The organism is Dactylosporangium sp. NPDC049742 (assembly GCF_040674675.1).
Taxonomy (GTDB): domain Bacteria; phylum Actinomycetota; class Actinomycetes; order Mycobacteriales; family Micromonosporaceae; genus Dactylosporangium; species Dactylosporangium maewongense.
Genome location: NZ_JBFANF010000014.1, coordinates 171,593 through 191,683, shown reverse-complemented (window position 1 = coordinate 191,683; position 20,091 = coordinate 171,593). Strand labels below are relative to the sequence as shown.

Below are 20,091 nucleotides of genomic sequence, written 5' to 3'. Positions count from 1 at the left end.
GCCGGCAACACGTAGCGGCGGACGCCCCGGGGCCCTCCCCCGGGGCGTCCGTCTGCCCGGACCCCCGGCATGATCGAGCCATGCGCGTCACGACACTGGGGGAGCTGGCCGTCGACGGCCGGCCGGTGAAGGGCGCACGGCTGGCGACCGTGGTGCGGGCGCTGGTCGAGGCGCGCGGCCGGGCGGTGTCCGTCGGCGCGCTCGTCGACGCCGTCTGGGACGCCGGCCCGCCCGACGACGCGCCCGGCGCGGTGCAGGCGCTGATCTCCCGGGCCCGGCGGCTGGGGCTGCCGATCGCCGCGGCCCCCGGCGGCTACCTGCTGCCCGCGGACGCCGTGGAGGTCGACGCCGTCGTCGCGAGGTCGCTGCTCGACCGCGGCCGGAAGGCGCTCGACGCCGGCGACCACGAGCGGGCGCGGGAGGCGGCCCGCGCGGCGCGGGCGCTGTTCCCGGAGGTGCCGGACCGCTCGACCCCGCTCCTCGCCGACGTCGCCGGGCTCGCCGCGGAGGCCGCCCTCGCCGCCGGCGTGCCCGCGGACGAGACCGATCTGCTCCGCCTCGTCGCGGACCAGCCGCCGCACGAGCCGTCGGCGGTGCTGCTGGTGCGGGTGCTCGCCGCGCAGGGCCGCGACGCCGAGGCCCTCGACGTCGTGGAGCGCCTGCGCGCCGCCCTCGCCGACGACTACGGCGCCGACCCGTCCGCGGCGGTCGCGGCGGTGCACCTGGCGCTGCTGCGGGGGGAGCTCGCCCCGCGGGCGGAGCCCCGAACGGCGCTGCCGGCGGGCTGGCGGCGGGCGGTGACGACCCTGGTCGGGCGCGACGGCGACGTGACCGCCGTGCGCGCGGCCCTGGCGTCCGCGCCGCTGGTGACCGTGGTCGCCGCCGGCGGGGCCGGCAAGACCCGGCTCGCCGCCGAGATCGCCCGGCTGGCCGCGACCGAAGGGCGGGCCGTCCACGTGGTGGAGCTGGCCGCCCTGCGCACCGACGCGGACGTCCTGCCCGCCGTCCTCGCCGCGGTCGGCGCGGCGGACCTCGACGCCGGCAGGGCGGAGTGGCGGGGGCTGGGTACGCGGGAGCGGCTCCGGCTCGCCGTACAGGAGTTGCGCGGTCTTGTGGTGCTCGACAACTGCGAACACGTCCTGGACGGCGCGGCCGGGGCCGCCGCGGAGCTGACCGCGCTGGCCGAGGCGCCGGAGCTCGCCGTGCTCGCGACCAGCCGGGCGCCGCTGAGCCTGCCCGGCGAGGTCGTGCACCGGCTCGGGACCCTGGCGGACGACGCCGCGCTCGACCTCCTCGACGCGCGGGTCCGGGCCGGCGGCGGCGTGCCGGCCGACCCGGACCTGGCCCTGGAGCTGTGCCACCGGCTGGACAACCTGCCGCTCGCGCTGGAGCTCGCCGCGGCCCGGCTGCGGCACATGCCGATCGACGACGTCCTGGCCGGGCTCGCCGACCGGTTCGGGCTGCTCGACGCCGCGCTGCGCGGCCTGCCCGACCGGCACGCGAGCCTGTGGGCGCTGGTCGACTGGAGCCGCGAGCTGCTCGGCGGCGCCGACCGGGAGCTGCTGGAGCGGCTGGCGGTGATCCCGGCGCCGTTCACCGCCGCCCTGGCGAGCGCCGTGGTCGGCGGCCGGGACGCCCGCCGGGGGCTGGCGACGCTGGTCGAGCAGTCGCTGCTGGTCCTGGAACCGGGCGAGGACGGCGCACTGCGGTACCGCATGCTGGAGACGGTCCGCGAATACGGCGAGGTGCGCCTCGACGGCGCCGGCACCCGCGACGCGGCGATGGAGGGCCTGGTCCGGTGGGCGGCGGCCGAGTCCGCCGACCTCGCCGAGCGGTTCCGGTCCCCGGCGCAGCTGGCGGCGTTCCGGCGCTGCTCGGCCGAGCAGGACAACCTCGTCACGGCGCTGCGCTGGGCGCTGGAGCACGAGGACGACGCCGCGACCGTCGACGTGATGCTGCCCCTGGCCCACCTGTGGACGGTCCGCGGCCTGCACGCGGAGGTCGTCGCCTGGACGCTGCGGGTGTTCCGGGTCGGCGACCCGCTGGCGCGGCGCCGCTTCGCGCTGGCCTCGGTCGACGCCGAGCGGGCCACCTGGCTGTGCCTGTTCACCGGGCTCAACGCGTTCGTCCGGGACACGACCCGCCTCTTCGCGCTGGTACTGCGGATGCTGCGGGCCCTCGGCACGCGGCGCGCGGAGATCTCGGACCGGGCGTGGACGCTCGCCTCGATGGTCCGGCAGCTCGCCACGCCCTACCTCGACCACGGGGCCGGCGCGACCGCGCTCATCGCGGACCCCGACCCCTACGTGCGTGGCTTCGGCTACTACTTCCGGTCCACCGTCAACGAGAACCTCGGCGCGCTCGCCGAGTCCGTCGCCGACGCGACCGACGCGTACCGGTGCTTCGAGGAGGTCGGCGACCACTGGGGGATGGGCACCGCCGCGCAGAGCATCGGCGCCCGCGGCGGCCCGGGCGCGCACGAGTGGCTGCGGCGCAGCGAACGGCACATGGACCTGCTCGGCGCCACCGAGGACGTCGGCTCGATCCGGGTGATGCTCGACGCGCGGGCGGCGTTCGGCGGCGACGCGGCCGCGGCGGAGCGGCTCAGGGCGGTGGCGGGCTCGCCCGACAGCCAGGAGCACGACGCCGGGCTGGCGTCGCTGGTGCTCGCCCAGCTGGCGATGGCGCACGACGACCACGTCGCGGCGCTGGCGCACATGACGCGGGTACTGGCCCTCGTCGACACGATGGAGCCGGGCGTCCCGCAGCTGCGGGTGCTGTACCGCAGCGCCGTGGCCGTGCTGTGCCTGGGGCTGGGCGACGCCGACCGGGCCGCCGCGTTGCTGCGGCTGGCGTGGGACGAGGCGCTGTCCACGCAGGACGTGCCGATCCTGGGGGCGTGGGCCCTCGCGGGGGCGGCGCTGGCGGCTCGTGGTGGGCTCGGCGCCGCCGGCGAGCTGTGGACGCTCGGGCTGCGGGTCGGCGGCAACCCCGAGCACCTCTTCCCCGGCGGCGACTTCCCCGTCGGCGCTGGCGGCGCCGGCGCCGCCAGCGGCTCCGTGGAGGACGGCTGGGGCTGGCGCGAGCGGCCGGTGACCGAGGCCACCGACCGCATCCGCGCGCTCATGTCAGACCTTCTTGCGGTAGGCGGCTAGCGCGAGGGGCATGAACACCGCGACGAAGGCGGCGCACCAGCCGAGCGTCCACCACACGTGGTCGCCGACCGGGGTGCCGAGGAACAGCGCCCGCATCGACTCGACCAGGTGCGTCAGCGGGTTGACCTTCACGAACCCCTGCATCCAGCCCGGCAGCGTCGCCACGCCGACGAACACGTTCGACGCGAACGTCAGCGGCATGATCACCAGGAAGCCGACACCCTGCACCGCGCCGGACGTGCGCACCAGCATCCCCACGAACACCAGCGCCCAGCTCAGGCACAGGCCGAACAGCACCGCGAGCAGGCAGCCGGCGACCGCGTGCACCGGGCTGGCGTGCAGCCGGAACCCCATCAGGTAGGCGAACGCGAACGTCGAGATGCTCACGACGACGTACCGGACGACGTCGCCCAGCACGGCGCCGATGAGCGGCGCGGAACGGGCGATCGGCAGCGACCGGAACCGGTCGAAGATGCCCTTCTCCAGATCGCTGTTGAGGTTGACGCCGATCGAGATGGCGCCCATCGCGACGGTCTGGGCCAGGATGCCCGGCATGAGGAACTGCAGGTACTGGTGCGTGCCGCCGGCGACCGCGCCACCGAAGATGTAGACGAAGATGACCATGAACAGGGCCGGCTGGATCGTGACGTCGATCAATGCCTCCGGGGTCCGCCAGGTCTTGATCAGGCTGCGTTTCGTGAGCTCCAGCGAATGGCGTACGCCTCGGAACGGGCCCTTGTGAGTCGGCAGTGCGGCTACGGCGGTCATGCGGCGACCTCTTCCTTGGGCTTGCCGGTCAGGGTGAAGAAGACCTCGTCGAGGCTGGGCAGGTGCATCGAGAGCTCGGTGACGGCGATCCCCGCCGTGGCGAGCCGGGCGACGGCCTCGGTGAGCGCCTCATCGCCGGCGACCGGCACCGACAGGACGCCCTTGCGGGTCTGCTCGGCGGTCTGCCCGCCGGTGGCGACCGCGGCCAGGATCAGCCCGGTCTTCTCCAGGTCGGCCGGGTCCGTGGGGCGCACCTCGAGGGTCTGCCCGCCGACGATCCGCTTGAGCCGGTCCGGCGTGTCGTTGGCGATGACCCGCCCGTGGTCGATGACGGTGATCTCGTCCGCGAGGGCCTCGGCCTCCTCCAGGTACTGCGTGGTCAGCAGTACCGTCGAACCGTCGCGGACCAGGGTGCGCACGACGCCCCACATGTCCTCGCGCTTCGACGGGTCCAGACCGGTCGTCGGCTCGTCCAGGAAGATCACATCCGGCCGGCCGACGAGGCTCGCGGCCAGGTCGAGCCTTCTCCGCATGCCGCCCGAGTAGGTCTTCGCGGGCCGGTCCGCGGCCTCGGTCAGGTCGAACCACTCCAGCAGCTCCGCGGCCCGCTCCTTCGCCGCCCGCTTGCGCAGGTCGAGCAGCGTGCCGAACAGCACCAGGTTCTGCCGGCCGGTCAGGTCCTCGTCGACGCTCGCGTACTGGCCGGTCAGCCCGATCCTGGACCGCACCCGCTGGGCGTCGCGGACGACGTCGGCGCCGCCGATCCGGGCACTTCCGGCGTCCGGGCGCAGCAGCGTCGACAGGATGCGCACGGCGGTGGTCTTGCCCGCGCCGTTGGGGCCGAGCACGCCGTGCACGGTGCCCCGGGGGACGGCGAGGTCGACGCCCTGCAGCGCCCTCGTCTCCCCGAACCGCTTGACGAGGCCCTCGGCCTCGACCATCAGATCCGTCATGCCACCACCGTGCGCGGCCCCGCTGACACGGGACCGACACGGCGCCGACACGACTTTTGAACCCCGTGCCGGGCGGCGAGCATCTTCATCTGTGACGCCGGTTGGTTTTCGTGGAGGTCACCCTTGCGCGCCGAACAGGAGCACGAGTACGTCGAGTACGTCCGGGCGCGGATCCCGCGGCTGCACCACGTCGCCTACCTGATCCTCGGTGACCGCGACCGGGCCGACGACGCCGTGCAGAACGCGCTCACCGTGCTGTACCGCCGCTGGAACCGCATCTCGGACGTGTCGAACCTCGACGCGTACGTGCACACCATGGTCGTCCGGGCGTGCCTCGCCGACCGGCGGCGGCCCTGGTCGCGGGTCCTGCTGCGGGACAGCACCCCCGACGGTCCGGTGGCCGGCGGCGAGGGGCGGGTCGACGAGCGGCTGCTGATCCGGCAGGCCCTCGACCGGCTCCCGGAGCGTCAGCGGGTCGTCGTCGTCCTGCGCTTCCTGTGTGACCTGCCGGTCGCCGAGGTCGCCCAGCTGATCGGCCGCTCCGAAGGCACGGTCAAGAGCCGCACCGCCTACGCGCTGGCCGCCCTGCGCCGCACGATCCCCTCGACCACCTGGAGCGCGTCATGATCTCCGTTTTGTCGCTTTCTGTCGTCCGGGGTGCGTCATGATCGACGAGCAGCTCCGTGACTACGCCCGGCACACCTCCAGCGCCTCGCGCCTGCGCGCCGAGGACGTGCTGGTCCGTGCCCGCCGCTCCCACCGCCGCCGACAGGCCGCACTGTCTGCGTTTTCCGCTCTTGTACTGGTCGCGGTCGTCGCCGTGGCCCTGCGGCCGTCCGGGGCCCGGCCACCCGTGCCGGCGATCACGGGTGCCGCGCCGGAGGGCTGCTCGGTGCGGTCCCTGCCCCTGCCCGCCGGCATCACCGGCGGCTCCGTCATCGCCGCGGACCCGACCGGCCGGTACGTCATCGGCGTCCCCTTCCCGAGCGACGACATGGCCCCCGCCGTGACGATCCTGTGGACCGACGGCACCCCCCGGCTGCTGCCGACCGGCTTCGCCGGGACCGCCGTGAACGCCTCCGGCCTCGTCGCCGGCATCCGCGACCGGCTGGAGGCCCGCCGGGCCGCCGTCTTCCGCGACGGCGCCGTGGTGGACCTGCCCGCCCCCACCGGCGCGACCTTCTCCGAGGCCGTCGCCGTCAACGCCCGCGGCGAGATCGCCGGCACCGCGTACCTCCCGGGCACCCCGGACCTCTCCGCCCGCGCCGTCGTCTGGCCCCCCGGCCAGGGCACCCCCAAGCTGCTGCAGGCGAGCGGCAAGGACACCGCCGCCGCCGGCGTCGCCGACGACGGCACGGTCGTCGGCACCATCGGCACCCGCGAGCACCCGTACCGCTGGACCGCCACCGGCACCGGCGCCGCCCTCCCGCTACCGTCCGGCTACCGCGGCGGCGAGGGCCAGGCGGTCACCGGCGACTGGGCGGTCGGCACCGCCTCCACCAGCCGCGGCGGCGAGGACGGCAAGGACGAGCTCACCGCCGAGTCCGTCGTCGTGCGCTGGAACCTGCGCACCGGCGCCCTCGACCACGGCATGCGCATCGTGCCCACCTCGGTGTCCGCCGCCGGCGCCCTGGCCGGCCGCGTCGGCAGGGACGAGCCCGGCATCTGGCGGGACGGCGCCGTCGTCCCGCTGCCGATGCTCACCGGCGGCACCCGCGGCGCCGCCGCGACCATCGTCGGTGACGGCCACACGGTGGCCGGCTGGAGCGCCACCGCCACGGGCCTCCCCGCGCCGGTGATCTGGCAGGGCTGCTGAGGGTCTCTAGGCTTGACCTCATGTACGTGCCCGCGCACTTCGCCGCCCCCTCCGAGGCAGCCGTCCACGAGCTGCTGTCCCGCCCGGCCGCGAGCGACCTGGTCACGTGGGACGGCCGGCAGATGGTGGCGACCACCCTCCCGCTGCTCTTCGACCCCGCCGCCGGCGCCCTGCTCGGACACGTGGCCCGCAACAACACCCAGTGGCAGCACACGGCCGCCGAGGCACTGGTCATCGTCCGCGGCCCCGACGCGTACGTCACCCCCTCCGCCTACGCGACAAAGCACGAACACGGCCGCGTCGTGCCGACCTGGAACTACATCACCGCCCACGTCTACGGCACGCTCATCGCCCACGACGACCCCACCTGGACCGAAACCCTGGTACGCCGCCTCACCACCCTCCACGAGTCCACCCGCCCCTCCCCGTGGTCGGTCGACGACGCCCCCCGCCCCTTCATCGAAGGCCAACTCCGCGCCATCGTCGGCGTCGAGATCGCCATCACCCGCATCGAAGCCAAGTGGAAACTCAGCCAGAACCGCTCCCCAGCCGACATCGCCGGCGTCCGCTCCTCCCTCGCCACCGGCACAGACCCCGAACGCCAGGTAGCCGCCGCGATGTCAGACACCCCCCACCCACCCGCCTAACTCCCCGGCCGGCGCGCCCGGGCTGCATCGCAGGTCATGGCGCTGGTCGATCCCGCCGATTGCCGACATGCGTTGGGGCTGGGGCGCCCACGTGCGGGCGGCGTGGTTGGGCGTTCCGCAGCGATGGTTCTGCGTGCGTTGAGCTTCGGGGTGACCAGGCGTGGCGCGGCGTTGTGGGTCAGGGTTGCGCCGCTCCGCCGTGATGACCCGTGCCGAGGTTGGGCGTGGTGGGAGCGTGGGCGCCTCGCGGTGACGACATGCATTGGGTTGGGGCGTGGCGGAGCTGGGCTGCGTCGGGGGTCAGGGTTGGGAGATCCCGCCGGTGCCGATCGGGGTTGGGTGGGACGTGGCTGCATGCGGGCAGCGTGGTGGGGGCGTGGCTGGGTGATACCGCCGTGATGACCCGTGGCCGAGGTTGGGCGTGGTGGAGCGTGGGCGCCCCGCGGTGACGACGTGGGTTGGGGCGTGGCGTGGCGTGGCTGGGCGGCGTCGTGGCCCAAGGTTGGGTGGTCGTGCGGCGGTGACGTGGCGGGTTGAGGTTGGAGGCGGCGGAACTTGGACCGCCGGCGTGGATTGCGGGCCGGAGAAGTGGCGGGTCGTCGGTTGCTGTCGGGGTTAAGGGCCGGGCCCGCTGCGACGATGTGTGTTGCGGTTGGACGCGGCGGTGCCTGGGTTGTGCTGCGGGTCGGGGTTGGGCGATCCCGCCGGTGCCGATCTGGGTTGGGTGGGACGTGGCTGCGTGTGGGCGGCGTGGTGGGGGCGCGACTGGGTGACACCTGTCGTGATGGCCTGCGCGCACGTTGAAGTTCGGGGGCGGCAGGGCGTGGTGCGGTGTTGTGGGTTACAGTGCGGCGCGGTCAGGGGTTGACCTGTGCTGCCGTGATGACGTGCGTTGAGGTTGCGTGTGGGTGAGGGGTTGAGCCGTTCCCGCCGTGATGACATGCGTTGGGGTTGTGTGTGGGCGGTGGTGTGGGTTGCGGCCAGGCGAGGCTGCGGTGTGTGGGGTGGTGCGGCCGGCTCACCGGCTCGTGGGGTTGTGGGTCAGAGGGCGGGGAGGTGGCAGACGGCCTCGATGTTGTTGCCGTCGGGGTCGCGGAGGAAGGCGCCGAAATAGTCGGGGTGGTATTCGGGGAACAGGCGTGGGGCGTGGAGGACCTCGGCGCCTAAGGCGACGCCCGCCTCGTGGAAGGCGATGACCGTGGCGCGGTCAGAGGCGGAGAACGCGACGTGGACCTCGCGCTGGACGACGTCGACGGTGACCGGGCCGAGCCAGAAGTCGGGCTTGGTGACTCCGTAACCGGCGACGCCGGGGAACTCCATCATGCGCTTCGCGCCGAGTGGGGCCAGCACAGCGTCGTAGAACGCCTTGCTGGCATCGAAGTCGGCAACCTGGATCCCAAGATGGTCGAGCATGCCCCCATTCTAAGAAAACCCACCGACACTTTCCGTGGGACCGACCGAGGGCTCAGCCGATGCGCTCCACGACGTTGCCGTCGCTGTCGCGGATGAGGGTGGGGCGGACGTCGACGATGAGGCCGGGGGCTTCGGGGACGGGGGACGCGCCGGCCAAGGGGACGAGGACGCCGGTCAGGTTGTCGAGGGCCTCTTCCGTCAGGGCGATTCTCAGGAGGGTGCCGTCGCTGTTGGTACCGAGGCCGAAACTGCCGGAAGAGAACTCGACGCTGCTGTCGGGGCCGTCGATGACCAGGGTCCGGCCGAATCGCAGCCGGCCGCGGAGGATGGCGGCGATGCGTTCGACCGCGTGGGCGCCGACGATGAGGCGGTACCCGTCGCCGTCGGGCAGCCAGGCGAACTCGGCGACGGCCAGGCTGCTCGTGGAGGAGCCGTCGCGGCGGCGGCCGGCGGCGACCTTCTCGGCGAACGCGGGAATGTCGGTGAACGAGGTGCGGCCCAGATCGGTGATGAACAGCGGCGCGTATCCGGCGGCGAGCTTGAGCACGGCCTCGGTGCTCCAGGTCTGGGTCGCCGCGTATTCGCCCAGGGTCAGCCCGAACACCTGCAGGAATCGCACTCTGCCGAACGGGGTGTCGATGACGCCGAGCTCCGGATCCTCGACGAAGGAAATGGCGCGGATCCGGGTCTGGTACTCCAGCGCGATCGGACCGTTGAGGTCCATCTGATGATTGGGCGCGAAACCGTTGCCGCTGCTGAAGTTGTACCGGGCGAGGTTCTGCAGGAAGTTGGCGGCCCAGACGGGCGGCTCGGCCTCGCCCGGCGCGCGACGCACCCGGAATGTGAACTCGTAGCCCCAGCCGGACCATTCCGCGTCTGGATTCGCCGCCGAATACAGCTCGCACATGCCGTAGCTGACGATGTGCCAGTGCGGGACCGGTGTGTCGCGGGCGTAGAAGCTGATCCCGTCGAGCGGATCCGGGCCGCCGAGCGACCATTTCAGCAGCGTGGCGTAGTGCTTGGGCTCGATGCCGGGGTAGAGGCGGTCGAGCGCGGCGTCGATGGCGTCCCAGCCAGGTGCGTCGGAGGTCACCAGCCGACCTAACCACAGTTCGGAAATCCTTCAACCCTTGGTGCGACTAGGGTTGAGGCATGGCTCGTACCATCGCGACGAACACCGACGTGGACCGCTCTGGACTGATCGAGTTCCTCCGCACCCGGCACCGGGCATTGATCATCACCGCTCGCGCGGGCGGGCGGCCGCAGGCCTCGCCGGTCACCTGCGGCGTCGACGCGGAGGGGCGGATCGTCATCTCGACGTATCCGGAGCGCGCCAAGGTCCGCAACGCCCGCCGTGACGAGCGCGTCTCGGTCGTCGTGCTGTCCGACGAGTGGAACGGCCCCTGGGTCCAGGTCGACGGGGTCGCCGAGGTGCTGGACCTGCCGGAGGCGCTGGAGCCGCTGGTCGAGTACTTCCGGTGCATCTCCGGCGAGCATCCCGACTGGGACGAGTACCGGGAAGCGATGCGCCAGCAGGGCAAGTCCCTGCTGCGCATCACGATCGAGTCGTGGGGGCCGATCGCGACGGGTGGGTTCCCCGCGCGACTGGCCTGACCCGCCGCGGCCCGCGTGACCCGCCGCGGCCCGCCTGACCCGCCGCGGCGCGCCTGCCTTGCCGCGGCCTGCCACGGCTATCCGGCGTGGGTGTCGACGGCGGTGAGGCCGTCGGCGAGCACGGCCAGGGCGTCGTCGGGCCGGCGCATCGCGGTCAGCAGGTCGGCGAGATCGAGGGAGAGCTGGGCCAGCTCCCGCCGCGGGCCGGTCCCGCGGTGGATGGCGATCGCGGCCCGGAGGTGCCGCTCGGCCGCCTCGAGATCGCCGGCGTCCTGGCTGAGCAGGGCGTGGACCCGGTGCGCACGAGCCCGGCGCACCTCGACCGCCGACCCGCCGCCACCGGTACGGTCGCGGCGGTGGCCTTCGAGGTCGGCATCGCCATTGCCCCCAACGGTGCCGCCGTGAGCGCCGGTGCCGGGGCCGATCAGAGCATCCGCGTCCGGCTCGGTCACAAGCGGCGCGATCGCAGGATCCGCTGCCGACAGCAGGGCGCGCGCCGTCGCCGGATCGCCCAGCGCCCGGTGCACCTCCGCCAGGTCCACCAGCGCGTCCAGCGCCGCCGGCCCCGTCGACCGGTGCCGCGCCGCCGTCAGATCGGCCAGCGCGCCCGCCAGATCGCCCGCCGACAGCCGCGCCCGCGCGCGGATGCGGAACGCGCCCGCGATCTCGTCCGCCAGCCACGACTCCAGCACCGCCGCCCCGGCCGCGGCCAGCGCCGCCCGCGCCTCCGGCAGATGGCTCGACGCCGCCAGCGTCCGGGCCGTCGCCACGAACGCGGGCACCGCCTCCGCACCCGGCCCGGCCAGCGCGAGCGCGGTCGACGCCGCCGGTGCCGCGTCCTCGCCCAGGTCGTGCTGGCACAGCGCGAGCAGCGCGTGCACCGCCAGCACCGACGCCGGATCCGGCAGCCCGGAACGGTGCAGCTCGTCGCGGAAACCCGTCAGCAGGTACGCGGCATAGCCGGGATCACCCTGCAGCCGTGCGCACAGCGCGAGCCCGGCCACCGCGGGAGTCCGCAGATGAGCCAGCGTCGGCGGGACGAGCCGCCGGGCCCGCTCGAAGTGCGCGACGGCGTCGTCGGGCGCGCCGGCCGCCAGGCGACGCCGGCCGAGCACGACCTCCGCCGCCGCCCGGCGGGTGTCGAGCGCCGTCGGGTCGGTGGCGAGCTGCTCGTACCAGAGCTGGGGCTGCACCTCCTCAAGCAGGTCGATCTCGATGGACAGCGCGTCGCCGGGGTGGCGGCCGGTGGTGAGCTGCGTGACGTCGACCCGGAGGCGGGCCGCGAAGTGTGCGAGCGCGTCGCTGGACGGGACGCGGTGACCGTTTTCGACCGATGAGACGTAGGCGGCGGTGTAGTTGGGCTCGGCGAGGTCGCGCTGCGTCAGCCCCTTGCCGGTGCGCAGCGCCTGAATCCGTTCACCGACGCCGCTCACAGCGCCCCACCCTCGAACACGACGCCGCTCACAGCGATCCGCCCTCAGGCAGCCGGGCCGCGGCGAGCAGCCCCCGCCGGAAGCTCTCCGCCGCACCCTCGACGTTACCCCCGGCCCGCCGCTGCTCGCCCAACAACCTGCTCGTCGTCACGAGTTCGGCAACGAGCCCTGACTCTTCGTAACGATCCGCGGCGGCGCTGAGCAGCTCGTCCGCGAAGGGAGACCCGGGGGAGCGGGCGCCCGCGATCCGGCCGAGGATGCGGTCGGCCTCGGCCATGCACTCCTGGTGAAGGGTGCGGCGGCAGATGTCGGCGGCCTCGGCCGCGAGCCGCTCGGCCTCGTCCAGGTCGCCGTCGAGCCGGCGCGCCTCCGCGAGCTCGAGGGTCGCGCCGGCCAGGTCCTGCACGGCGCCGACCTCGTCCAGGATCGCCCTGGCCTGCTCGAAGCGGTCCGCGGCCTCGCGGACCCGCCCGACGCGGCGCAGCACGTACCCGTGCGCCCATTGGCAGATGCCGATCTCCCGGGTGAGCCCGAGCGAGGTGTAGATCGCGAGCGCCTCGCCGAGCAGCCGCTCGGTGTCGGCGAGGTCGTGGTCGCGCCGCAGCTGGGCGATGGTGACGCTGAACTGCGCGAGCCACTCGCGGTTGCGCACCCGCGGCAGCAGCGGCAGTGCCTCCCGCTCCAGCCGGCGGGCCCGCTCCCGCCAGTCCAGCTCCAGGAACGTGTACACCAGCGCGCTCGTCAACCGGACCTGCGCGTCGGGATCGGGGTCGGCCGCGGCGCGGACGGCGCGCAGCTCGGCTTCGAGCAGCGTGATCGCCTCGCCGGTGGCGCCGGTGATCTGCAGGCAGTAGGCCTCCCGCGCGACCACCGCGGCACGCAGCGTGACGTCATGCTGCTCCAGCAGGGTTTTCGCGCCGGCGTACCGCTGGATCGCCGCACCCACGTCGCCACGGTGCAGCGCGACGTCCCCGGCGAGGTGGACCGCGCGGCACTGGAGCTCCGGCAGCGCGTACCGGCGCGCCAGCTCGGCGACCTCGTCGGCCTTCGCCGCCGCCTCGGCCGTGCGGCCGCGGGACAGCTCCCGGCGGGCCTCGGCGAGCTCGCCGGAGAGGGTGCCGGCCAGGTCCGCCGGGCGGCCGTGACGCAGGTCGTCGGCGTCGACCCCGAGCGCGCCCGCGATGTGGGCGAGCGTCTCGGCATTCGGCACGCGCACGCCGCCCTCGATCGCGGCCAGGAACGCGCGGGTGTACCGCGGCTCCGCAACCTCCCGCTGGGTCAGCCCGCGGTCGAGGCGCAACCGCCTGATCCGCGCGCCGAGCGACTCGTCCTCCGTCACCGCGTCACCTTCCCACATCAACTGTGTATTGACAGCCGCCTGTGCGCGTCCTAGCGTTCACGCAACAACGACGGTAACTGGAGTTAACAAGCCAGTTGCGCACCTCCCACGATCTCCGGCGTCGGGATGCCGGGTGCCTCCCCCGTCCCGATGCCGGACACCACCGCCAGCACCCCCAACGCTGCACTTCCGGGAAGGAACTGCGATGCGCAGAACTGCCCTGGTGCTGTCCGTCACCGTGACCGCCGCCCTGGTCACGACCGGCGTACTCACCCACAACGCCCTGGCCGGCACCGGCGTCGCCGACACCGCGGCGGCGCCGCCGGCCGGGGTCGCACCCGCCGTCTTCAGCGCGATGCAACGCGACCTGCACCTCACCCCGGCGCAGGCCCGCGACCGTCTCACCCTCGACGGCCGCGCCGCGACCACCCAGCAGGTCCTCCGCACGACCCTCGGCGCCCGCTACGGCGGCACCTGGGTCGCCGCCGACGGCAGGACCGTCACCGTCGGCATCACCGATGCCGGCCAGCAGCAGAGCGTCCGCAACCTCGGCGCGACCCCGACCCTGGTCAGCCGCAGCGAGGCGCAGCTCGACGCGATCGTCGCCAAGCTCGACCGGCACTCGTCCGCCGCGCCGCGCACCGTCAAGGGCTGGTACGCGGACCTGCCCACCAACTCCGTCGTAGTCCTCGGATCCGCCGCGCAGGGCTTCCTGTCGGCCGCCGGCGTCGACCAGGCCGCGGTCCGCGTCGAGGCGACCAGCGAGGACCCGAGGCCGTACATCGACGTGGTGGGCGGCAACGCGTACTACATCGGCAGCGGCACCAGGTGCTCGATCGGCTTCTCCGTGAACGGCGGCTTCGTCTCCGCCGGCCACTGCGGCACCACCGGCGCCCGCACCACCCAGCCGAGCGGCACGTTCCGCGGGTCGAGCTTCCCCGGCAACGACTACTCGTGGGTCCAGGTCGACGCCGGCAACACCCCGCGCGGCCTGGTGAACAACTACAGCGGCGGCACCGTCGCCGTCGCCGGGTCGACCGAGGCGGCCGTCGGCGCCTCCGTCTGCCGCTCCGGCTCCACCACCGGCTGGCACTGCGGCACGATCCAGCAGAAGAACGCGTCCGTCACGTACTCACAAGGCACCGTGACCGGGCTCGTGCGCACGAACGCCTGCGCCGAGCCGGGCGACTCCGGCGGCTCGTGGCTGTCGGGCACCCAGGCGCAGGGCGTGACCTCCGGCGGCTCGGGCAACTGCACCTCCGGCGGCACCATGTACTACCAGCCCGTCAACGAGATCCTTCAGGCGTACGGGCTGACCCTCGTGACCTCGGGTGGCGGCCCGGGTCCGACCGCGACGGCCACGACGACGAGCCCGCCGCAGGGCGGGACGTGGGCGCCGAACACCGTGTACGCGACCGGCGCGACCGTCACCTACGGCGGCCGGTCCTACCGCTGCCTGCAGGGCCACACCTCGCAGGTCGGCTGGGAGCCACCGAACGTACCGGCGCTGTGGGCGTGACGGTTTCGACTTAGTTCGCGGGTATGGGGAGGAGCGGGCCCGACAGCGTCGTCGGGCCCGCTCCGCGGTGCTGCAGCCGGCTGCGCACCTCACCGGCCTTCGGGTGGGCGAGCACGTCCAGGGTGCTCAGCGACCGGGTCCACGCCGCCCGCGCCTGATCCCACCGGCCCGCCGCGGCCCAGGTGTCACCGAGCCGGATCGACGTGTCGGCCTCGTTGAACCGGTCGCCCTGCTCCGCGTAGCGCAGCAACGCGTCCTGATAGCGCTCGATCGCCCGGTCATGGTCGCCGAGGCGGTGGTGGATGTACCCGAGGCTGTCCAGCGTCGCCGCGACACCGGCCGCGTCGCCGAGCGCCCGTTGCAGCTCCAACGCCTCCTCGCAGCACTCGAGCGCCACGTCGTGGTGCCCGAGCCGGGCGCGGTGCCAGCCCGCCGAGTTCAACGCCCGGGCCTGCCCGACCGGGTCGTCCGCCAGCCGGAACAGCTTCAGCGCCCGCTCGTCGTGCGCGACCGCCTCCGCGAACCGGTCCTGCGTCTCCAGCAGCCAGGCCAGCGCGTGCTGGCACCGGGCCGCCCCCGCGTGGTCGGCCAGTTCGACGAACAGGTCGAACGCCACCCGCAGGTGCCGCCGCGCCTCCTCGTGCCGCCCGCTGCGGATGCACCCGCCGGACAGGCTGCGGTGCGCCAGCGCGAGCGCCGCCCGGTCACCGAGCCGCTCGGCGGCGCCGACCGCGGCCCGCTGCGTGGCGATCCAGTCGCCCCAGCGCCCGCTCCTGTCGAGGTGGTCGGCCATCGCCCAGGCGAGCCGCCACGCCTCCCGGTCCGCCCCGCCCGCCACCGCCAGCTGCACGGTGCCGATGAGCGCCGTCCGCTCCTCCTCGAACCACGCCGCCGCCTCACCTTCCGGGACCTTCCGCGCGGCGGGTGCGGGCAGCCCCGCCGGGTCCCGCGAAGGGTTGAGCGCCATCGCCGCGGCCGTGGCCGCCTCGACGTAGTGCGAGATCAGCCGCTTGCGCGCGGCGGCGCGCTCCGAGGCGGGGTCGGCGACATGGGTGAGATCGGCGGCGTACGCACACAGCAGGTCATGCATGCCGAACCGCCCCGACCGCCCCTCGATCACCAGCTGCGCCCGGACAAGCTCCGCCAGCAGCGGCAGCACCGCCTCCCGCGGCAGCCCGGCGATCGCCGCGGCGGCCGCGATCCCCAGCTGCGGGCCGGGATGCAGGCCACCCAGCCGGAAGAGCCGCTGCGCGTCGGGGCTGAGTCGCTGGTACGACCACGAGAACACCGTCTCGACGTCGGCCTTCGGGTCGTCGGACCGCAGCGCGTCCAGCCGGCTGCGCGCCCCCGTCAGATCCGCGGCGATCGCGGCGAGACTGAAGTCCGGATGCAACGCCGCCCGCGCCGCCACGACCGACAGCGCCAGCGGCAGCCGCGCACACGCCGCGACGATCGCGTCGACCGCCGCCGGCTCCCGCTCCGCCCGCGCCGCGCCGATCCGCCCCGCGAGCAGCGCCCTGGCCTCGCCGACGTCGAGCAGGTCGAGCGTCACCGGATACGCGCCGTCGGCCGCCACCAGCTCCGTCAGGTCCGACCTGCTCGTGACCAGCGCGAGCGCCGCCCCCGAGCCCGGCAGCAACGGCCGCACCTGCTCAGCCGTCGACGCGTTGTCCAACACGATCAACATCCGCTTGTCGCGCAGGAGTTGCCGGTACCGCCGAGCCCGCGCCCCAGCGTCCGCGGGCACCTGCGCCGGCGGCACCCCCAGTAACCCCAACGCGACACCGAGCGCGTCGAACGGGCTGACCGGGTCGCGGCTGCTCGGCCCGAACCCGCGCAGGTCCAGAAACAGCTGACCGTCGGGAAACGTGCTCGTCATCCGATGCGCCCAATGTACGGCCAGCGCCGTCTTCCCGACCCCCGCCGTCCCCGACACCACGATCGGCCGCCGCCGGTCGAGCAGCCCGTCGAGGTGAGCGAGCTGCCCCGTCCTCCCGGCGAACATCACCAGGTCCGCCGGCAACTGCCGCGGCGCCTCCTCCCCCTTGGACACCCCCGCCGCTCGCAGCTCCTCCATCCTGTCCCGCGCCGACGCCAGCGCCCGCTGCTCGTCCGGCGTGGCCCCGAGCAGCCTGACCAACTCGTCGAACCGATCCGTCGGCGGCAACACCCGCCCGGCCAGATACTCCCCGACGATCCCGTGCGACCACCCCGTCAGCGCCGCGATCCGCCGGTACGTCAACCGCGGCTGCCCCGCCCGCCCCGACTCCCGCACCCGCAGCTCCCGCAGCACCCGAGCAAGCTGCCCCATGGTGCCGACCTTCGCCGCGTCCTCGCGCAACTCGTCCACTGCCGCCGATCCCTCACGTCCCGCCCCGCGCCTGCCAGTGTCGCGCGCCCCCGCAACCCACCGGCCGTCCGCTTCCGGGCACCAGCCCCCGAGCCCCGGAGATCAAAGGACAGTTCTGGTCACCCCGACGACCGCATCCATCCTTCGACCAAGAACCCCGGACCGTGGCCATGCCTCAGGCCGCCGACAAACCTGTTTGGCTCGCCCTCACAACGACAGTAGCGAATATCCGACGCCCAGCACCGCGGCGACCGCAGACGCGTGGGCGGCCGCGATCGTCTGAGCGCGGAAGCCGGCTCAATCTCTTGTGGACGCAGAGACGCGGCAATTGCCGTGTCCCGTGGCTGGGCACAGGTGTTGTCTCACCGCCTGCGGACGTGTGGACAGGCCGCGATGGGCTTGTCCGCGTCGGCCGAGCGTGTGCGCTGGCCCAATACCTTGTGGACGCGCCGGTGCCAGGCCGCGACTGCCGGCTCAGCGCCCTGTGTTCACGGGGCTCCGTGATCGCCTCTTCCCGCGGCGGGGGTGCAGGGTGCCGGCTCGAACCTGCGGACGTGGGGGGATCGGCTTGTCCGCGCGGCAGGCTCAATCCGCCTGCGGACACGTGGGAGGCGGCGATCGGCGGAGACGCTGGCCCAACAGTCGTGGGTGCGGCGATTGCCCCGTCCGATGGCTGGGCCGCGACTGCCGGCTCAGCTCCTGTGCCCGCGTGGGAGTCCGCGGTCGCCTCTTCCCGCCGGCCGGGTGCAGGTGCCGGCTCAGATCTGCGAACGTGTGGGCCGCCGCGATCGGTGTGCCCGCACGGCTGGGCGGGTGCGCTGGCCCAATGCCTGTGTCCGCGTGGGAGACCGCATTGCCCATCCCGAAACCTGGGTCACAAGCGTCGGCTCAACGCCTGCGGATGCGTGGGAGTCCGCGGCCGACGCGTACGGCGCCGGCTCGAACCTGCGGATGCGTGGCAGGCAGCGACCACCTTGCCCCGCGGCTGGATGCGGGTGTCGGCCAACACCTGGGAAGCGCACGGTCCGGTGACCGCCATCCGCACCGGCGAACGGTCGCGTCCATGGGAATGGTGTGCGAATCGCCTCCTGCATGGTGGATGAGCGATTGGATCCGGTCACCGCTTGGTCCTTCGAACTGACCACGAGCGCGAAAAGGCCGGATCGAGCGATGACCGCACCCAAGCGTGCGGACTCCAGCCGGTTGCCGCAGCACCCGGTCTGCTGCGGGCGACGGTGAAGACGTTCGCCGAGGCGTTGCTGTCCGCGGAGGCGGACAGGGCCAGCGGCGCGGACTCCCCGCGGCGGGCGTCGGCTCAGGTCCTGGATCTGCGGTCCGGTGAGGGCCTCCTGTCCGCGACCGGAAGTGGCCGCGTCGGTCGTGTGGGTCGCGTGGGGGTGAGGTCGGGGAAGCGGGTCACTGGAGGCGGCGGATCTCGCGGGGAAGGCCGCGCATCCAGGCGCGCAGCAGCGGGGTGACGGTGCGGACCAGCGGGCTGGCGGGAGCGTCGTCGATCGGGGAGGTGAGGGTGTCGGCGGCGAAGATGAAGGGGTCGATCAGGGGGGTGGGGCGGTGCCTGTCGTGGAGGTCGCTGCGCTGCAGGGCGTCCTCGACCAAGGTGCGGAAGGCGGCGGGCGGGACGTCCTCGCGGACGGCGCGGATGGCCTCGTGCAGGTGGCGGCGGACGCCGAGCTGCTGCTCGTGGGCGGGGGAGCCGACGCCGACGAGGAAGGTGAGGTAGGTGCGGGTGAGGCGGCCGTCCTCGCGGTCGAGATAGCACTCGACGGAGCGGGCCCAGCCGGCGCGGGCGACCGAGAACCCGAGGCCGGCGACGGTGCCGTCGGCGGCGACGAGGCGGTGGCAGCCGCCCGCGCGCTGAGGGCCGGCGAGCTCAGGGGACCAGACGGGGCGGCGGGCGCCGGCGGCGACCATGCGCTCGACGGCGGCGGCGGACGCGGCGGCGACCCGGCCGCCGGCGACGCTGCCGAGGCCGAGGACGACGGCTGGGGCCATGGGGGTGGTGGCGCGCTCGAAGCTGGGGATCACGTCGGAGAGCAGGACGGCCTCGAGGGTGCTGCCGGCCGTGACGTGGGCCATCGGGTCGCCGATGGTGAGGGCGGCCATCGACACGAACGCGGCGCCCGCGAACTCGGCGTCGGTCGGGTCGTCGTCGGGGACCAGGGCGGCGGGCCCGCCGAGGATGCGCCGCAGGAGAGGGTCGACGTCGCCCACGACCGCGGCGAAGAGACCCGGCGGACCGGCCGCGGTCGAAGGAGCGCGCCGGTGCGGCGTGCGGCGGTGGACAGACTGCTGACGGTGCCTGCGTTTGTGGCTACGACCACGACTCCCCGGACCCATGCCAGCAGTCTGCACCCACCCCCCGACAAAAAATCGCCGCACACACCGTCAATCCCCGTGCCGACCTGCGGAAAACAAAATCACAGCGGCCAGGTCCGCCGGGCGGCTGAGCATCGGCCAGTGGCCGGTCGGCAGCCCGTGGACCCGGTAGTCGCCGCGGTCAAGGCCGGCGAAGAAGGGATGGTCGCCGTCGATCATCTGCTGGACGTCGGCGACGGCGAACGTCGAGCAGATCAGGTCGGTCGGCGGCTGCGCCGCGGACGAGAGCCGCAGCGGCGACAACGCGCTGGCCAGCGGGTGCGGGACGGCGCGGGAGAACTGTGCCGGATGCAGGCCGGCGAACTGCACCGGGTCGTCAGCGGGGTCGAACGACGGCGGCGGGATGAACACGCCGTCAGGGGAGGCCGGCGGGGACACGTCGGCCTGCGAGACGCCGTCCGGCAGAGGGCCGCTGTCCACATAGATCACTCGTGAAACCTTCAAACGGTCCGCCGCGCCGCGGACCGGCAGCCCGCCGTAGCTGTGCCCGACCAGCACCGTCTCCGCGGCGTCCGCGACGGCGGCGGTGACCTGCGAGATGTGGTCGTCGAGGGTGGCGCCCGCGCGCAGGTCGAGGCTCAGCGCGGTCACGTCGTGGCCGGCGGAGCGCAGCGGCGCGGCGACCGCGTCCCAGGCCCAACCGCCGAGCCACATGCCGGGAACAAGGATGAAGTGCGTCATGCCACG

The 20,091-nt window shown here is 73.9% G+C and carries 15 protein-coding genes; 6 read left to right on the top strand and 9 right to left on the bottom strand.

Annotated elements, in window-relative coordinates:
• The first annotated feature begins 80 nt into the window (after window positions 1-80).
• The gene (locus AB0J72_RS20185) at window positions 81-3,155 is read left to right on the top strand and encodes a BTAD domain-containing putative transcriptional regulator (protein WP_363400772.1); all 3,075 of its coding nucleotides are present in this window, start codon (window positions 81-83) and stop codon (window positions 3,153-3,155) included.
• On the opposite strand, the gene AB0J72_RS20180 is transcribed toward AB0J72_RS20185, so the two are convergent.
• Together AB0J72_RS20180 and AB0J72_RS20175 are read right to left on the bottom strand one after the other, a co-directional pair.
• A complete protein-coding gene (locus AB0J72_RS20180) occupies window positions 3,129-3,923 on the bottom strand; it encodes an ABC transporter permease (RefSeq protein WP_363400770.1) in 795 nt (264 codons plus the stop codon). The two genes, AB0J72_RS20185 and AB0J72_RS20180, sit on opposite strands and share 27 nt — an antisense overlap.
• On the bottom strand, window positions 3,920-4,876 hold the full coding sequence (locus AB0J72_RS20175; RefSeq protein WP_363400768.1) for an ATP-binding cassette domain-containing protein: 957 nt from the start codon (window positions 4,874-4,876) through the stop codon (window positions 3,920-3,922). The genes AB0J72_RS20180 and AB0J72_RS20175 overlap by 4 nt, the downstream gene beginning before the upstream one ends.
• A gap of 123 nt (window positions 4,877-4,999) precedes the next feature.
• On the opposite strand from AB0J72_RS20175, the gene AB0J72_RS20170 reads away from it, so the two are divergent.
• From AB0J72_RS20170 to AB0J72_RS20160, 3 genes are read left to right on the top strand one after another with little or no spacing between them, the layout of a single operon-like run.
• Window positions 5,000-5,503, top strand: a complete 504-nt coding sequence (locus AB0J72_RS20170) for a SigE family RNA polymerase sigma factor (protein ID WP_363400766.1) — start codon at window positions 5,000-5,002, stop codon at window positions 5,501-5,503.
• A 37-nt stretch (window positions 5,504-5,540) separates the two neighbouring features.
• Window positions 5,541-6,692, top strand: a complete 1,152-nt coding sequence (locus AB0J72_RS20165) for a hypothetical protein (RefSeq protein WP_363400764.1) — start codon at window positions 5,541-5,543, stop codon at window positions 6,690-6,692.
• A gap of 20 nt (window positions 6,693-6,712) precedes the next feature.
• Complete coding sequence (locus AB0J72_RS20160) at window positions 6,713-7,339, top strand: FMN-binding negative transcriptional regulator (protein WP_363400762.1); 627 nt, start codon at window positions 6,713-6,715, stop codon at window positions 7,337-7,339.
• A 1,041-nt stretch (window positions 7,340-8,380) separates the two neighbouring features.
• On the opposite strand, the gene AB0J72_RS20155 is transcribed toward AB0J72_RS20160, so the two are convergent.
• Entirely contained in the window at window positions 8,381-8,752 is a 372-nt protein-coding gene (locus tag AB0J72_RS20155) for a VOC family protein (RefSeq protein ID WP_363400760.1), read from the bottom strand.
• Between the two features lie 52 nt (window positions 8,753-8,804).
• Window positions 8,805-9,845 carry a suppressor of fused domain protein gene (locus AB0J72_RS20150; RefSeq protein WP_363400758.1) on the bottom strand — a complete coding sequence of 347 codons (1,041 nt, stop codon included), beginning with the start codon at window positions 9,843-9,845 and terminating at the stop codon, window positions 8,805-8,807.
• A gap of 59 nt (window positions 9,846-9,904) precedes the next feature.
• On the opposite strand from AB0J72_RS20150, the gene AB0J72_RS20145 reads away from it, so the two are divergent.
• Window positions 9,905-10,366 (top strand): PPOX class F420-dependent oxidoreductase, encoded by a 462-nt coding sequence (locus AB0J72_RS20145; RefSeq protein ID WP_363400756.1) that lies wholly within the window; start codon window positions 9,905-9,907, stop codon window positions 10,364-10,366.
• A gap of 77 nt (window positions 10,367-10,443) precedes the next feature.
• Here the strand turns inward: AB0J72_RS20145 and AB0J72_RS20140 are convergent, their stop codons facing one another.
• Together AB0J72_RS20140 and AB0J72_RS20135 are read right to left on the bottom strand one after the other, a co-directional pair.
• Window positions 10,444-11,799 carry a helix-turn-helix transcriptional regulator gene (locus tag AB0J72_RS20140; RefSeq protein WP_363400754.1) on the bottom strand — a complete coding sequence of 452 codons (1,356 nt, stop codon included), beginning with the start codon at window positions 11,797-11,799 and terminating at the stop codon, window positions 10,444-10,446.
• Between the two features lie 28 nt (window positions 11,800-11,827).
• Window positions 11,828-13,138, bottom strand: a complete 1,311-nt coding sequence (locus tag AB0J72_RS20135; RefSeq protein WP_363400752.1) for a helix-turn-helix transcriptional regulator — start codon at window positions 13,136-13,138, stop codon at window positions 11,828-11,830.
• Window positions 13,139-13,343: 205 nt separating this feature from the next.
• On the opposite strand from AB0J72_RS20135, the gene AB0J72_RS20130 reads away from it, so the two are divergent.
• Window positions 13,344-14,657, top strand: a complete 1,314-nt coding sequence (locus AB0J72_RS20130; RefSeq protein WP_363400750.1) for a carbohydrate-binding protein — start codon at window positions 13,344-13,346, stop codon at window positions 14,655-14,657.
• Between the two features lie 10 nt (window positions 14,658-14,667).
• On the opposite strand, the gene AB0J72_RS20125 is transcribed toward AB0J72_RS20130, so the two are convergent.
• The 3 genes from AB0J72_RS20125 to AB0J72_RS20115 form a co-directional block, all read right to left on the bottom strand.
• A complete protein-coding gene (locus AB0J72_RS20125; protein ID WP_363400748.1) occupies window positions 14,668-17,007 on the bottom strand; it encodes a tetratricopeptide repeat protein in 2,340 nt (779 codons plus the stop codon).
• 1,416 nt (window positions 17,008-18,423) lie between these two features.
• Window positions 18,424-19,239, bottom strand: coding sequence for a hypothetical protein (locus AB0J72_RS20120; RefSeq protein WP_363400746.1), 816 nt, complete (start codon window positions 19,237-19,239; stop codon window positions 18,424-18,426).
• 174 nt (window positions 19,240-19,413) lie between these two features.
• Complete coding sequence (locus AB0J72_RS20115) at window positions 19,414-20,085, bottom strand: alpha/beta fold hydrolase (RefSeq protein ID WP_363400744.1); 672 nt, start codon at window positions 20,083-20,085, stop codon at window positions 19,414-19,416.
• Window positions 20,086-20,091 lie beyond the last annotated feature (6 nt).

Bases quoted from the DNA above. Each gene is read 5' to 3' on its own strand.
- AB0J72_RS20185 (WP_363400772.1), top strand. From the start codon at position 81: ATGCGCGTCACGACACTGGGGGAGCTGGCCGTCGACGGCCGGCCGGTG.
- AB0J72_RS20180 (WP_363400770.1), bottom strand. From the start codon at position 3,923: ATGACCGCCGTAGCCGCACTGCCGACTCACAAGGGCCCGTTCCGAGGC.
- AB0J72_RS20175 (WP_363400768.1), bottom strand. From the start codon at position 4,876: ATGACGGATCTGATGGTCGAGGCCGAGGGCCTCGTCAAGCGGTTCGGG.
- AB0J72_RS20165 (WP_363400764.1), top strand. From the start codon at position 5,541: ATGATCGACGAGCAGCTCCGTGACTACGCCCGGCACACCTCCAGCGCC.
- AB0J72_RS20160 (WP_363400762.1), top strand. From the start codon at position 6,713: ATGTACGTGCCCGCGCACTTCGCCGCCCCCTCCGAGGCAGCCGTCCAC.
- AB0J72_RS20155 (WP_363400760.1), bottom strand. From the start codon at position 8,752: ATGCTCGACCATCTTGGGATCCAGGTTGCCGACTTCGATGCCAGCAAG.
- AB0J72_RS20145 (WP_363400756.1), top strand. From the start codon at position 9,905: ATGGCTCGTACCATCGCGACGAACACCGACGTGGACCGCTCTGGACTG.
- AB0J72_RS20130 (WP_363400750.1), top strand. From the start codon at position 13,344: ATGCGCAGAACTGCCCTGGTGCTGTCCGTCACCGTGACCGCCGCCCTG.
- AB0J72_RS20115 (WP_363400744.1), bottom strand. From the start codon at position 20,085: ATGACGCACTTCATCCTTGTTCCCGGCATGTGGCTCGGCGGTTGGGCC.